The sequence below is a fragment of the Streptomyces sp. NPDC014870 genome (assembly GCF_043081505.1).
Classification (GTDB): Bacteria; Actinomycetota; Actinomycetes; order Streptomycetales; family Streptomycetaceae; genus Streptomyces.
Genome location: NZ_JBIBWQ010000009.1, coordinates 95,728 through 108,982 on the forward strand (window position 1 = coordinate 95,728; position 13,255 = coordinate 108,982).

The following is a 13,255-nucleotide window of genomic DNA, read 5'->3' on the forward strand; positions in this document are numbered from 1 at the left end:
GGCGGCGGGGATCCCGGTCAGGCGAAGACGACCGTGCGGCGGCCGTTGAGCAGGATGCGGCGCTCGGCGTGCCACTTCACCGCGCGGGCGAGCGCCTGGCACTCGACGTCGCGGCCGACGGCCACCAGCTGGTCGGGGGTGACCTCGTGGCCGACGCGCTCGACCTCCTGCTCGATGATCGGGCCCTCGTCGAGGTCGGCCGTCACGTAGTGGGCCGTCGCGCCGATCAGCTTCACACCGCGCGCGTGCGCCTGGTGGTAGGGCTTGGCGCCCTTGAAGCTCGGCAGGAAGGAGTGGTGGATGTTGATGATCCGGCCCGACAGCTGCTTGCACAGGTCGTCGGAGAGCACCTGCATGTAACGGGCGAGCACGACCAGCTCGACGTTCTCCTCACGGACGAGGGCGAGCAGTTCGGCCTCGGCCTCCGGCTTGTTCTCCTTCGTCACCGGAATGTGCCGGAACGGGATGCCGTACGAGCTCACCAGCTCGGAGAAGTCCGTGTGGTTGGAGACGACCGCGACGATCTCGACCGGCAGCGCGCCGATCCGCGAGCGGAAGAGCAGGTCGTTCAGGCAGTGGCCGAACTTCGACACCATCAGCACGACGCGCATCCGCTCGTCGGCCCGGTTGATGTGCCAGTCCATCGTGAACGAGTCGCCGACCGCCGCGAAGCTCGCCCGGAGCTTCTCCACGGTCACCGGCTCCTCCGCGGAGAAGTGGACGCGCATGAAGAAGAGGCCGGTGTCCCGGTCCTTGAACTGCTGACTGTCCTCGATGTTGCAGCCAGTGATGAAGAGGTAGCTCGACACGGCGTGCACGATGCCCTGTTTGTCGGGGCAGGAGAGCGTGAGGACGTACTGGTCGGTCATCCCCGTAGCCTTTCACATCCGGCCACCTGGCCGACCTGGCGTCCGTCAGACGGACCCGGTCATGATGCGCAGCACGTCGAGGGAGCGCGGGGGTGTGTCCGGGTCCTCGCCGTCCGCCGACGCCATCCGTATGTGCGCCTCGCGGGCGGCGCGCACGGCCTCCGGCCACCCGTGGTGCTCCATGTACGCGGAGAACGGCGCGTCGGGCCCGACCTGGTGCATGATCCGCAGCACCCGCAGCACGGCCACGTCCACCAGGGCGGCCTCGCCGGAGTCGCGGAAGATCGTTCCGACGTACTTCTCGGCGGACCAGTTGTCCAGCCACGTGTCCTCGACCAGGCGGTAGACGGCGTCGGTGACGTCGCCGTACCCCTCCTGGCCGGTCAGCCAGGTGGTCTCGTGGAACGCGGGGTCGGAGAGCATGTGCAGCGCCGAGCGCACGTTGCTGCGCCAGCGCCACCACGGCAAGTCGTTGAGCGGCATGCCGCCCATGGTGGAGGAGCGACGGCCACGACGGGAAGAGTTCACCGAACCCGAGACTGGAGTGGACACCGTTCGATCATACGTTCCCCCTCAAGATCGCCCGACCAGCACCCTTCGCTCCCTCTTCCCGCACGCCCCCCACCAGGCATCGACCCCGGTAATTCACCCTCGCGTCACCCGCCGTTGAACCATGCACACTTCTGCGTTACCCGTGAGGCGGAATTGTGCGTGCTCATGACCGGTAGGCGACTGACCTCACTTCTCGCGTACGTCACGGCGACAGCGGCGGGTGCGTCGTTGCTCACCGGCTGTGGCGTGATCCCTGGGACCTCGGGGGGGTCCAGGGAACCCGTCACCGTCATGACCTGGGCACCCGACGGGACCCGCGCCACCAACCAGCCCGGCATGCCCGCCATGGCCCAGGCGTTCGCCCGCTGGGTGAACGAAGCCGGCGGGATCGACGGCCACGAGCTCAGAATCCTCACCTGCAACGAACAGAACACCTCCGCCGGCGCCGCCGCCTGCGCCCGCCGGGCCGTCAGCGAGAAGGTCGTCGCCGTCGTCGGCTCCTACAGCCAGAACGGCCGGGCCTTCATGGCGCCCCTGGAGGCCGCCGAGATCCCGTACATCGGCGGGTACGGCGTCTCCGAGGACGAGTTCACCAGCCCGCTCTCCTACCCCGTGAACGGCGGCCTCGCCTCGCTCATGGCCGGTCACGGCATGCAGCTCGCCGAGTCCTGCCGCAAGGTCTCCCTGGTCCGGCCCGACACGCTCGCCGGCGACAAGCTGCCCGACCTGCTCAACTCCGGGCTCCGCAAGAGCAGCCACGACGGCGCCACCGACATCCCGGCCGTCGAGGACGCCGCCGAGTACACCGCCCAGGCCAGGCGGGCCCGCTCCAAGGCGGGCACGGAGGACGGCTGTGTCGCGGCCGTCCTCGGCGAGCGCACCCAGACCTTCTTCGACTCCTTCCGCCGCCTCCCCGAGCAGGAGGACGAGAACGGCGGGGGCAGCGACGACGGCCAGGACGACAAGGGCGAGGAGACCGTACGGATCTCCTCCGTGCTCGGCAGCGTCAGCCAGCCCGTCGTCGACCGCACCGGCGGCGCGCACAGCCCCTTCGAGGGCGCGTACGTCACCGGCTGGTACCCGGAGGCGAACGACCAGCGCTGGGCGCCGATGCGCAAGGTGATCAAGGAGCACGCGTTCGTCGACAACCGGGTCGACCCGACCGACGCGGGCGTCCAGACGACCTGGATCGCGTACACCGTCCTGAAGAAGGTGATCGAGTCGCTCGACACCGACTCGATCTCGGCGGCCGCCGTCGCGCACGCCCTGGACCGCGGGGTGCAGATCGACACCGGCGGCCTCACGCCGACGCTGCGCTGGCGCTACGAGGACATGCTCGGCGCCCCCCGCTTCCCCCGGATCGTCAACCACGAGGTGACGTTCCAGGTGGTCCGCAAGGGGCAGCTCGTGGCGCAGAAGCCCGGCTTCGTCGACGTCGGCGACACCGTCCTCAGCGCTCCGTAACGGCGCTGACCCCAGCCCGGGCGGTGGACCCCGCCCGGGCTGCGCCCCGCGCTACAGCTGGGTGGCGGTCCGCTTCGACAGGCCGTACTTCTCCGCGGTGGGGTTCCACAGATTGGCCGCCTGACGCTTGGCGACCGTCGCGTCGGAGCTCTGCTTGCCGGCCTCGACCGTGTGCGAGGTGCCCCGGGCCTTGCCGCCCTTGCAGAGCTTCTTGTTGCCCTTCACCTGGTCCGCCCAGGCGGCGTAGTGGTCGTCGGCGGACGCCGAGGCCTGCCAGGCCTTGGTGAGCGCGGTGTTCAGGGCCGCGTTGTCCGGGAGCTTGTCGACGGTCAGGCCCTGCAGCCGGGTCACCAGGCCGCGCCGCTGCCCGGCGGCGTCCCGCAGGTCGGTGGCGGCCTGGTCGAGGTTCTTGCACTGCTTGATGGCCTCGACCGAGCGGATCACCGCGTCACGGCTGTTGTTGCTGTCGGCGAGCAGCTTGTCGAGGGCCTCCGCCTGCGCCGCGACGGGGTCGGTGCCCTTCGAGGTCGGCCCGGTCGACGGCGTGCCGGAGCTGGCGGCCACGTTCTGTGCCGGGCCCTTGTCCTTCTCGTCGTCCCCGCCGCTGAGCAGCGCCCCGGCGCCGAGGCCGACGACGGCGCAGCCGACGACGACGGCGGCGATCAGGGCGAGGGGGGACCTGCGGCGCGGCTCGGGCTCGTCGTCGTAGTCGTCCTGGTACGCGCCCTGGAAGGCCGGCGGCACGGGCGGCTGCTGGTGGAACTGCTGCTGTTGCTGGAACTGCTGCTGCGGGGGCTGCGGGGCCGGCCGGCCGTACGGCGCCTGCGCGGCGGGGGGCTGCGGCAGGTGCTGCGTGGCGTCGCTGCGGAAGAGGTTGTCGAACTCGGCGGGCGGCTGCCGCTCGCCGGGCCCCTGCGTGGGCACGGGGGCGATGTACTGGGTGGCGTCGGACGCCCCGGCGGGCTGCTGCGGCGCCCCCAGCGGGCCGGTGCCGAGGAACTGGGTGTCCTGGCCGCCGCCCTGGGCGGCGATCGGCGGGATGTGCTGGGTGGCCTGCATGTCGGCGACGGGCGGCGTGGGCGCGGCCTGCGGGTAGCCGTAGCCGGGCCCCCCGGCGGGCTGGGCGGGCGCCGGGTAGCCGTAGCCGCCGGGCGGCGGGGTGTCGGCGGGTATCTGCCCGTGCGCCCCGGGCATCGCGCCCGGCATCGCGCCCGGCATCGGTCCGGGCCCGGCGGGCGGCGCGCCCTGCGGCGGGATCGGCGCGATGTACTGCGTCGCCTGCATGTCGGAGGCCCCGCCCGGCACCGCCTCCGGCGGGAGCGGCTGGGCCGGGGGCAGCGGCTGCGCGGACGACTGGTACTGCGGGGGCTGCTGCCCCTGCGGCGCCCCACCGGGGCCCCAGGCGCCGCCCCACGGCGTGCCGCCGGCCGGGCCTGTGCCCTGGCCGGTCTCCACGCCGCCCTCCGCGGGCAGCACGACACCTTCGTGCGTCGGCCGTACCGCCGGATACTGCGGCTCCGGCCCCTGTCCGCTCTGCGTCACCGGGACTCCTACTGATGGACCTACGGAATCGTCGGCTCACGCTACCGGGTGCGTCCAGGGCCGCGCACACACGTGTGAGACCGGTAACAGACCCACAACGGGCCCGCACCGGTCTCACCGTCAACTCCCGTGCCGCTGTGGCCCGATCGCCCCCGTTCGTACCGTTCAGAGGCTGCGGGCGGTGATGTCGCCCTGGATGGTGGTCGCCTTGATGTTCAGTTCGGCGGCGGCACCGACGGCGTTGGCGAGGGAGTTGTGGACGCGGCCCAGGGTGGTGCCGGCGTCGAGGGTGGCGGAGACCCCGCGCCCCGCGTCGACCGACAGGTCGCCGGACTGGGTGGACAGGACGACCGCGCCCCGGGTGGCCTCGGCGATCCGGATGTCGCCCTTCAGGGTGCTGATGTCGGCCGGGCCGCTCAGCCGGCCGACGGTGACGTCACCGCCCAGCGCGGTGAGCCGGATGCTCGCGGCCTCGTCGATCTTGACCGCGCCGTGCGCGCCGTCGAAGGCGATGTCACCGAGCCGCCCGACGCCCCGGAACTCCGCGGCGGCCGCCTTGCCCTCGACGCGGGAGCCGGCGGGCACCTGGACGGTGACCTCGACGGAGCCGACGTTGCCGAGGAGACCGTTCCTGGCGGGCGGGGTGGTGACCCGCAGCACGCCGTCCTCGTAGCTGACGGCGGTCTGCTCGGCGGTCTTCACGTCGCGGCTCTTCGCGGGGTTGGCCGGCCGGACCTCGACCGTGGCGTCGGCCCGGTCGGCGGCGATGACCTGGACGCGCCCGGCGGCGATGTCGACGACGGCGGCGATCGGGGCGGTGGTGGCGAACTTGTTCATGGTCTCTCTCCTGGCTTCCGTGTGCCGTGCTCCGTGTTTCTGACAAGAGAAACGCTACGTTGTGTTCACGGATCACGCAACAAGGTCGTTGCACTCAATGAGCATTAGTGCAGGCCAGAGCCCATATTTCATTGCAACGACCTAGGCGATAACGCAACGGACCAATCCTCGCGCGTTGCATTGGATGGGAAGTGAACGCTATGCTGGCCGCCACGGAGAACAGATCGAAGGGAGATCGCGGTGCCGGGAGGCAGACTCACCCAGCAGGAACGCCAGCAGATCGCGCTGGGCCTTGCCGACGACCTCGCCTACGCGGAGATCGCCAGGCGCCTGGACCGCCCGACCTCGACGATCACCCGCGAGGTGATGCGCAACGGCGGCCCCAGCGGCTACCGCGCCGACCTGGCCCACCGCGCCACCGAGCACCGCGCGCACCGGCGCAGGCCGGCCACCCCCAAGGGCACGGAGACGCCGCCGCAGCCCTACGGCCGCGACGCCGAGGCGGTACGCGCGTACGAGGAGCAGTTCACCACCCTCCTCATGAGCCAGGGCCTGCCCAAGATGACCGCGTCGATTCTGACCTGCATCTTCACCACCGACACGGGCAGCCTCACGGCGGCCGAGCTCGTCCAGCGCCTTCAGGTGAGCCCGGCGTCCGTCTCCAAGGCCATCTCGTTCCTGGAGAGCCAGGGCCTGGTCCGCCGGGAGCGGGACGAGCGCCGCCGCGACCGCTACTTCGCCGACGCCGACGTCTGGTACCAGTCGATGGTGGCCGCCGCCAAGGCCAACGTCGAGTTCGCCGCGACCGCGCGCGAGGGCGTCCGCGTCCTCGGCGCCGACACCCCGGCCGCCGAACGCCTGGAGAACATCGCCCGCTTCATGGACTTCGTCGCCGAGAGCATCACGCGCGCCGCAGAACAGGCCCGCGAGGTCCTCCACACGAAGTCCACACCCTGAGGCGCACCGCCCGCGCCGTCACGCCGCGTGCAGCGCAAGCCGCGCCCCGAACTCCCGCACCACCGGCTCCCCCGCGAACGGGTCGAGACGCTCCTTCAGGTCGTCGAGATACTCCGCCCCGCGCGAGGACCGCAGCGTCGCGAGGAGTTCGAGGGCGCGCGTGCCCGTGTGGCAGGCCTGCTCCACCTCGCGCCGCTGCACCTGCGCCGAGGCGAGCAGCACCAGACCGATCGCCCGCCGCCTGGCCCGCGTCTCCGGGTGGCCTTCCAGGGACTCCTCGGCCGCCCGCGCCGCCGCCTCCGCCTGCCCCAGGTCCCGGTGGCAGTGGGCCAGTTCGTCGGCGAGGTAGGCGTGGTCGAAGTGCGCGATCCACGCCGGGTCGTCGCCCGACTCCGGCTCCGCCCGCTCCAGGGCCCGTACGGCCCGCCCCGCGACCGCCTCGAAGGAGTGGGCGTCCCCGAGGAGCGCGTGCCCCCGGGCCTCCGCCGCGAAGAACATCGCCTCCGCCCTCGGTGTCACCCGTCCCCGCGCGCCCTCCTGCGCCGCCCGCGCCAACTGCGCGATCTCCCGCGGGTTGCCGAGCTCGGCCGCCAGGTGGCTCATCGAGGCGGCCAGCACATAGCCGCCGTACGCCCGGTCCCCCGCGGCCTGCGCGAGCCGCAGCGCCTGGATGTAGTACCGCTGGGCGAGCCCCGGCTGCCCGGTGTCCACCGCCATGTACCCGGCCAGCTCCGTGAGCCGCGCGACCGCCGCGAACAGCTGCCGGCCGACCACTTCCCGGTACGAACCCGAAAGCAGCCCCGCCACCACGCTGTTCAGGTAGTGCACCACCACCGGCCGCACGTGCCCGCTGCCGAACCGCCGGTCCAGGTCGACCAGCGCACTTGTCATCGCCCGGACCGCCTCCACGTCCGAGACCCCGACCCGCGCCCCGGCCGACCGCGCCACATGCGTGTCCGCGCCCGTGATCAGCCAGTCCCGGCTCGGCTCCACCAGCGCCGAGGCCGCGACCGTGGAACCGGACAGGAAGTCCCGCCGCCCCACGTCGGACCGCCACAACTCGCAGACCTGCTCGATCGCGCCCAGTACGGTCGGCGCGAACTGCAGCCCCACGCCCGCCGCCAGGTTCCTGCCGTTCGCCATCCCGATCTCGTCGATCGTGACCGTCCGGCCCAGCTTGCGGCCCAGCGCCTCCGCGATGATGCCCGGCGCCCGCCCGCGCGGCTGCTGCCCGCGCAACCAGCGCGCCACCGACGTCTTGTCGTACCGCAGGTCGAGACCGCGCTCGGACCCGACCATGTTCACCCTGCGGGCGAGGCCCGCGTTGGAACACGCGGCCTCCTGAATGAGCGCCTGCAGCCGTTCGTTCGGCTGGCGGGCGACAAGTGGCCTGGCTGCTGACATGACTACCCCCTGAGGCCGTGAGTGATCGAAGAGAACTGATCACTGCCCGGCGGATATCCGGTCAATGCCGATGTGAACACGCGAAACCGGACGCATCGGCCACGGGTCACCCCCTCGCGCGGGGCACGGCCGACACCCCCCACCTCTGGCTACCCCGGCACCGCTCCCCGGCCCCACGCGCGCCCCCGTCCGTGCACCCATGCGCCCCGTCGTGCAGGATCGATGCTCCACACGACGCGGCACGCCGCCCGTAACCCCAGGTGACGGCGGCAGTTGAGTTCACCGTGGAAGAGACCATCGGAGTCACGGAAGCCGCACAGATCCCCAAGCAGCGAGGCGAGCAGCTGCTGGACAGCGCCGTGCGGTATGCGGAAGAGCGGCACTGGGACGTGTTCCCGGGGACCTGGCTTGAGGCCGTCGAAGGCCGGGAGCGGTGCTCCTGCGGCGCCGAGGGGTGCGCGTCGCCCGGTGCGCACCCGGCCAGGCCCGACTGGTCGACCCAGGCGACCGGCAGCGCCGTCGGGGCACGGCGCATGTGGTCGAAGCAGCCCAAGGCGTCGATCCTGCTGCCGACGGGCCGTACCTTCGACGCGATCGAGGTGCCCGAGTCGGCGGGCTTCCTGGCGCTGGCCCGGATGGAGCGCATGGAGCTCACGCTCGGCCCGGTGACCTGTACGCCGGACCGCCGGATGTTCTTCTTCGTCCTGCCGGGCGCCGCGGCCAAGGTCCCCGACCTGGTACGGAAGCTGGGCTGGGCCCCCGCGTCGATCGACCTGACCACGCGCGGCGAGGGCTTCTACGTGGCGGCGCCGCCCACCCGGGTCGGCGGGCACGGCGCCGTGCAGTGGGCGCGCAGGCCCACCCCGGCCAACCGCTGGCTGCCGGACGCCGAGGAACTCATCAGCCCGCTCGCGTACGCCTGCGGAAGGGAAGCGGCGGCCGCACGGGCCCGACGCCCCTGAGAGACGGCCCTTAGGGTGACCCTCGTACGTGTTTACGGGGACCATCGAAGGGCTGACGGACCATGCCTGACCAGGCATCTGACGGAATGTACGAAGAGGCGGGCAGCGCCCCCGGGGAGCCGGGAGCGGTGCCCGCCGTTCGCGTCGAGGGGCTGTGGAAGCGCTTCGGGCAGCAGATCGCCGTGCACGGCGTCGATCTCGTGCTGCCCGCGGGCAAGTTCATCGGGCTCGTCGGGCCCAACGGGGCCGGCAAGACCACCACCCTCTCCATGATCACCGGTCTGCTCCGGCCGGACGCGGGCCGCGTCCTGGTCGCCGGGCACGACGTGTGGCGCGACCCGGAATCGGTCGCCGAGGTCAAGGCCCGGATCGGCGTCCTGCCCGAGGGGCTCCGGCTCTTCGAGCGGCTCTCCGGCCGCGAACTCCTCGCGTACACCGGGCGGCTGCGGGGGCTGCCCGGCGCCGAGGTCGACAAGCGGGCCGCGCAGCTGCTCGACGTACTCGACCTGGCGGGCGCGCAGAACAAGCTGGTCGTGGACTACTCGACCGGTATGCGCAAGAAGATCGGCCTGGCCGCCGCGCTCCTGCACAACCCGGAAGTCCTCTTCCTGGACGAGCCGTTCGAGGGCGTCGACCCGGTGTCCGCGCAGACCATCCGGGGCGTCCTTGAGCGGTACACCGGCTCGGGCGCGACCGTCGTCTTCTCCAGCCACGTCATGGAACTGGTGGAGTCGCTCTGCGACTGGGTCGCCGTGATGGCCGCCGGCCGGATCCGCGCCCAGGGCCCGCTCGCGGACGTCCGGGGCGACGCGCCGTCGCTGCAGGCCGCGTTCCTGGAGCTGGTCGGCGCGAACGGGCGGGAGTCGGCCGGTCAGTCCCTGGACTGGCTCGGCGGAGGTGCGGCCCGATGACCACGGCGCCCGCCCCCGACTCTCTGACGTCGGTCTTCGTCCGGCTCAAGCTGTCGCTGCTGCGCAACGGGCTGCGGCAGTCCGCCGCCCGGACCGCCGTCTACGTGACCTCGCTCGTCGTCACCGCCCTCTTCGGCGCGCTGCTGCTGCTCGGCTTCGTCCTGCTGCGCGGGTACGCGGACGCCGCCTCGCTCGCGATCCTGCTGACCGGCGTGACGGCGCTGGCGTGGACTGTGATGCCGCTCTTCGTCCCGAGCGGCGACGAGACCCTCGACCCGTCGCGGCTCGTGATGCTGCCGCTGCACCCCCGGCCGCTGGTCCGCGCGCTGCTCGTGGCCTCGCTCGTGGGCACGGGCCCCGCGTTCACCGTGCTCGTCGGCCTGGGCGCGGCCCTCGCGCTCGCGCGCGGCACGGGCGGCGTCGTGACGGCGGTCCTGGCCGTGCCGCTGGTGGTCCTGGTGTGCGTGGCGCTCTCGCGGGCCGTCGCCGCCGCCAACGTACGGCTGCTGACCTCGCGCAAGGGCCGTGACCTCGCGGTGCTGAGCGGTCTGGTGATCGCGCTCGGGATCCAGGCGGTCAACTTCGGCGCGCAGCGGCTCAGCCAGGCCGGCGGCCTGTCGTCGCTCGAACCGGCGACGGCGGTGGTGAGCTGGCTGCCGCCCGCGTCGGCCGTCGCGGCGGTGGACTCGGCGAGCCAGGGCGACTACGCGGTCGCGGCGGCCCAGTTGCTGCTCACGGCCGTCGCGCTGGGGGTGCTCCTCTACTGGTGGCAGCGGAGCCTGGTGCGGCTGATGACCGAGCCGGACGGCTCGACCATCGGCGCGGCCCCGGACACGGCCGGCGGCGGCCGGGAGTCCACGGGCCGGCTCGCGCGGCTGCTGCCCGGCGGGCGTACGGGACCGGTGATGGAGCGCAGCCTGCGCTACATCTGGCGCGACCCGAAGACGAAGATGGCCTGGATCACCTCGCTCGCGATGGGCGCGATCGTGCCCATGTTCAACGCGCTCCAGGGCGCGGGCTCGGTCTACTGGGCCTGCTTCGCCTCGGGGATGCTCGGCATGCTGATGTACAACCAGTTCGGGCAGGACACCTCGGCGTTCTGGATGGTCGCGCAGACCATCTCCACGCCCGCGGACGCGTACGCCGAACTGCGGGCGCGGGCGCTGACGCTGCTGGTGATCACCATGCCGTTCACGGTCCTGGTGACGGTGGGCACGGCGGCCGTGTCCGGCGCCTGGTCGTCGCTGCCGGACGCGCTGGGCGTGGCCTTCGCGCTGCTCGGCACGATGCTGGGGGTCGGGGCGCTGGCCTCGGCGATGTTCCCGTACTCGATCCCGCAGGACAGCGCGTACAAGAACGTGGCGCCGGGCCAGGGCGGTCTCGCGTGGATCTCGATCATCGGCGGCATGTTCGCGGCGGCGCTGCTGTGCGCCCCGGTCATCGGCGCAGCGATCTACCTGAACGTCACGGACGAGACGTCCCTGCTGTGGCTCCTGCTGCCGCTGGGCACGCTGTACGGCGCGCTGTTCCTGTGGATCGGCCTCAAACTGGCGGCCCCGCGCACGGCCCGCCGGCTGCCGGAGATCCTGGCGGCGGTGAGCAAGGGGTAGCGACTCGGCTGACGCGGCCGGAAGCCCGTGCTCGTGCAGGTGCACGGGCGCGGGCTTCCGGCCGAACAGACGCCTCCGAATGTCGTGCGAATTCGAACCAATTCTTTATCTTCGCAGGCCAGTTGGTCGTTCCACCTTGGACCAGCTGCGCCAGGAGCGCTCTCAGCGAGGGGCGCACCCGTCCCCAACAGGCCGAACGTTCGGTCGTGACCGGAAAGCGGCGACGGATGTGCGATCACCCTCCGCATCGGCAAGACTCCGGGGCGCAATCAGGCAGCACCCGCCCCGAAAGGAATCTCCCATGCGTCCCCTGCTCCGTGACACCGCCTTCACCACCGCGCTCGCCACCGGCCTCGCGCTGATCGGTGTCGCCGCGACCCCGGCCTCCGCGCAGGCCGAGCCCACGCGCCTGTACCCGCCGTCGGCGCTCGTGCTCTCCGTGGCGAAGGGCGAGTCCGCGGCGACGGCGACGGTCGAGCGCGCGGTGACCCTGAGCTGCGCCCCCACGGCCGAGGGCACGCACCCGTCGCCGGCGGCGGCCTGCAAGGAGCTGAGCGCCGTGGACGGGGACTTCGCCCGCCTGACCCGCCTGAACGCCGCCGCCCCGTGCACCCGCATCTGGGACCCGGTCACGGTCACCGGCGAGGGCATCTGGAAGGGCAAGCGGGTGACGTGGTCGGCGACGTACGGGAACACCTGCGAGATGAGCGTCGGGATGTGGAAGAGCACGGTCTTCGAGTTCTGACCGTTCCAAGAGTTCTGAGCGTGCTCCGTTCCGGTGAGGTCCGAGGACCGTCCTCACCGGAACGGCGTCGCCGGCTCCTCCGGCGCGATCAGGTCCTAGAAGACGGCATTCATGTCGTCCCAGTTGTAGTCGGAGTCGTCGCCGTACCCCTTCTCCAGGCCCCCTGTGCCCTTGCCCGCGTAGACCATCATGCAGCCGGCCGCGGAGCAGGAGTTGCCGGTGAGGGACGTGCTGGCGCTGCTGTTGGTGATGGTGATCAGGTCGTTGCGGCCGTCCCCCCGAGCGGTGTCCCCGACGCCGACGAGCGTGGCCATGGTGTTCCAGCCGCCGCCGATGAGCACGCGCGAGCCGACGCCACCCGTCTTGCCGGGGTAGCGCCACAGCTTGCCGGTGGACGCCTCCCGGGTGAGCAGGTCGGGCGTCCCGTCACCGTTCAGATCGCCGGGCGCGGCCAGGGCGTTCATGGTGTTCCAGCCGCCGGAGCCGACGAGCTTGCGGGCGCCGAGGGCGCCGGAGGCGGTACCCGGGTAGAGCCACAGCTTCCCCGTGGACTTCTCGATGGCGAGCAGGTCCGAGCGACCGTCCCCGGACAGGTCCCCGAAGGCGGTGATCTGGGTCATGGAGTTCCAGCCGCCGGAGCCGATCAGCTTGCGGCTCCCGAGGGCGCCGGTGCCGGTGCCGGGGTACAGCCACAGCTTGCCCGTCGACGCCTCGCGGGCGATCACGTCCTCCTTGCCGTCGCCCGAGAAGTCGCCGTGCCGGGTAAGCGCGTTCATCGCGTTCCAGCCGCCGGAGCCGATCAGCTTCCCCGTCCCGTCACCCGGGAGGAACCAGAGGCGGCCCACCTTGTCGCGCACCACGAGATCCGCCCGGAGGTCGCCGTCCAGGTTGGCGAAGGAGGAACGGTTCGGGGACTCGAAGGACGTGGACCACGAAGGGTAGGCGGGTCCGCTGCACTCCCGGTAGGTGGGGACGAACTTCAGCGAGCTCATCGAAGGAACCGCGTAGCCCCACTCGGTGCCGCCCGGATCGGGCTCCGTGACGGACATGCTCCAGTACGAGGACCGGTAGTGGGGCTCGTCGTACTGGCACACGTACTTGTTGGTGCGGTTCGACTGCGCCCTGATCTTGTTGTCCCAGGACCCGAGGGTGGGCATGTCCTTCGTCAGCTTGAGCATCTCGCCGGTGGCGTGATCGGTCTTCCAGACGCAGTAGTAGCCCTTCGGGCAGTCCTCGGGCGCGGCCTGGGCGGGCGTGGCCGCCGGGCCGAGTGTGGTGAGGACGGCGGCCGCGGCAAGGCCGAGGGCGGCGGGTCTGGTGGCCTTCGCGCCTCGGCGGCGCCGGGACAGCTTGAACATGTACGGGTACCCCTCCGAAGTGCGGCGTCGAGCCGAGCCCCAAG

12 protein-coding genes are annotated in these 13,255 nt (G+C 72.0%); 6 read left to right on the forward strand and 6 right to left on the reverse strand.

The window, feature by feature from the left end; all coding sequences use genetic code 11:
• Window positions 1-17 precede the first annotated feature (17 nt).
• Both purU and ACF09C_RS25155 read right to left on the reverse strand, forming a co-directional pair.
• Window positions 18-869 carry a formyltetrahydrofolate deformylase gene (gene purU / locus ACF09C_RS25150; protein WP_362411743.1) on the reverse strand — a complete coding sequence of 284 codons (852 nt, stop codon included), beginning with the start codon at window positions 867-869 and terminating at the stop codon, window positions 18-20.
• A gap of 45 nt (window positions 870-914) precedes the next feature.
• Entirely contained in the window at window positions 915-1,361 is a 447-nt protein-coding gene (locus ACF09C_RS25155) for a hypothetical protein (RefSeq protein WP_392094963.1), read from the reverse strand.
• A 225-nt stretch (window positions 1,362-1,586) separates the two neighbouring features.
• Between ACF09C_RS25155 and ACF09C_RS25160 the strand changes: the two genes are divergently transcribed.
• The gene (locus ACF09C_RS25160; RefSeq protein ID WP_392094503.1) at window positions 1,587-2,885 is read left to right on the forward strand and encodes an ABC transporter substrate-binding protein; all 1,299 of its coding nucleotides are present in this window, start codon (window positions 1,587-1,589) and stop codon (window positions 2,883-2,885) included.
• Between the two features lie 51 nt (window positions 2,886-2,936).
• On the opposite strand, the gene ACF09C_RS25165 is transcribed toward ACF09C_RS25160, so the two are convergent.
• Window positions 2,937-4,427 carry a hypothetical protein gene (locus tag ACF09C_RS25165; RefSeq protein WP_392094505.1) on the reverse strand — a complete coding sequence of 497 codons (1,491 nt, stop codon included), beginning with the start codon at window positions 4,425-4,427 and terminating at the stop codon, window positions 2,937-2,939.
• A gap of 165 nt (window positions 4,428-4,592) precedes the next feature.
• On the reverse strand, window positions 4,593-5,264 hold the full coding sequence (locus ACF09C_RS25170; RefSeq protein ID WP_392094507.1) for a DUF4097 family beta strand repeat-containing protein: 672 nt from the start codon (window positions 5,262-5,264) through the stop codon (window positions 4,593-4,595).
• 240 nt (window positions 5,265-5,504) lie between these two features.
• On the opposite strand from ACF09C_RS25170, the gene ACF09C_RS25175 reads away from it, so the two are divergent.
• Window positions 5,505-6,221 carry a helix-turn-helix domain-containing protein gene (locus ACF09C_RS25175; protein WP_392094509.1) on the forward strand — a complete coding sequence of 239 codons (717 nt, stop codon included), beginning with the start codon at window positions 5,505-5,507 and terminating at the stop codon, window positions 6,219-6,221.
• Between the two features lie 18 nt (window positions 6,222-6,239).
• Here ACF09C_RS25175 and ACF09C_RS25180 read toward each other — a convergent pair whose 3' ends face one another.
• Entirely contained in the window at window positions 6,240-7,625 is a 1,386-nt protein-coding gene (locus tag ACF09C_RS25180; protein ID WP_392094511.1) for a transcriptional regulator, read from the reverse strand.
• A gap of 284 nt (window positions 7,626-7,909) precedes the next feature.
• On the opposite strand from ACF09C_RS25180, the gene ACF09C_RS25185 reads away from it, so the two are divergent.
• The 4 genes from ACF09C_RS25185 to ACF09C_RS25200 all read left to right on the forward strand — a co-directional run bounded on the left by ACF09C_RS25185 (window position 7,910) and on the right by ACF09C_RS25200 (window position 11,853).
• A complete protein-coding gene (locus ACF09C_RS25185) occupies window positions 7,910-8,587 on the forward strand; it encodes a bifunctional DNA primase/polymerase (protein WP_392094513.1) in 678 nt (225 codons plus the stop codon).
• Window positions 8,588-8,649: 62 nt separating this feature from the next.
• Complete coding sequence (locus ACF09C_RS25190) at window positions 8,650-9,498, forward strand: ABC transporter ATP-binding protein (RefSeq protein WP_392094515.1); 849 nt, start codon at window positions 8,650-8,652, stop codon at window positions 9,496-9,498.
• Window positions 9,495-11,108, forward strand: coding sequence for a transporter (locus tag ACF09C_RS25195; protein WP_392094517.1), 1,614 nt, complete (start codon window positions 9,495-9,497; stop codon window positions 11,106-11,108). The genes ACF09C_RS25190 and ACF09C_RS25195 overlap by 4 nt, the downstream gene beginning before the upstream one ends.
• Before the next feature lie 301 nt (window positions 11,109-11,409).
• Window positions 11,410-11,853 carry a subtilase-type protease inhibitor gene (locus ACF09C_RS25200; protein ID WP_392094519.1) on the forward strand — a complete coding sequence of 148 codons (444 nt, stop codon included), beginning with the start codon at window positions 11,410-11,412 and terminating at the stop codon, window positions 11,851-11,853.
• 95 nt (window positions 11,854-11,948) lie between these two features.
• Here ACF09C_RS25200 and ACF09C_RS25205 read toward each other — a convergent pair whose 3' ends face one another.
• Window positions 11,949-13,211, reverse strand: coding sequence for an FG-GAP-like repeat-containing protein (locus ACF09C_RS25205; RefSeq protein ID WP_392094521.1), 1,263 nt, complete (start codon window positions 13,209-13,211; stop codon window positions 11,949-11,951).
• Window positions 13,212-13,255 lie beyond the last annotated feature (44 nt).

Coding starts and splice junctions, on each gene's coding strand:
- purU (WP_362411743.1), bottom strand. CDS start 869: ATGACCGACCAGTACGTCCTCACGCTCTCCTGCCCCGACAAACAGGGC.
- ACF09C_RS25155 (WP_392094963.1), bottom strand. CDS start 1,361: ATGGGCGGCATGCCGCTCAACGACTTGCCGTGGTGGCGCTGGCGCAGC.
- ACF09C_RS25160 (WP_392094503.1), top strand. CDS start 1,587: ATGACCGGTAGGCGACTGACCTCACTTCTCGCGTACGTCACGGCGACA.
- ACF09C_RS25170 (WP_392094507.1), bottom strand. CDS start 5,264: ATGAACAAGTTCGCCACCACCGCCCCGATCGCCGCCGTCGTCGACATC.
- ACF09C_RS25180 (WP_392094511.1), bottom strand. CDS start 7,625: ATGTCAGCAGCCAGGCCACTTGTCGCCCGCCAGCCGAACGAACGGCTG.
- ACF09C_RS25190 (WP_392094515.1), top strand. CDS start 8,650: ATGCCTGACCAGGCATCTGACGGAATGTACGAAGAGGCGGGCAGCGCC.
- ACF09C_RS25195 (WP_392094517.1), top strand. CDS start 9,495: ATGACCACGGCGCCCGCCCCCGACTCTCTGACGTCGGTCTTCGTCCGG.
- ACF09C_RS25200 (WP_392094519.1), top strand. CDS start 11,410: ATGCGTCCCCTGCTCCGTGACACCGCCTTCACCACCGCGCTCGCCACC.
- ACF09C_RS25205 (WP_392094521.1), bottom strand. CDS start 13,211: ATGTTCAAGCTGTCCCGGCGCCGCCGAGGCGCGAAGGCCACCAGACCC.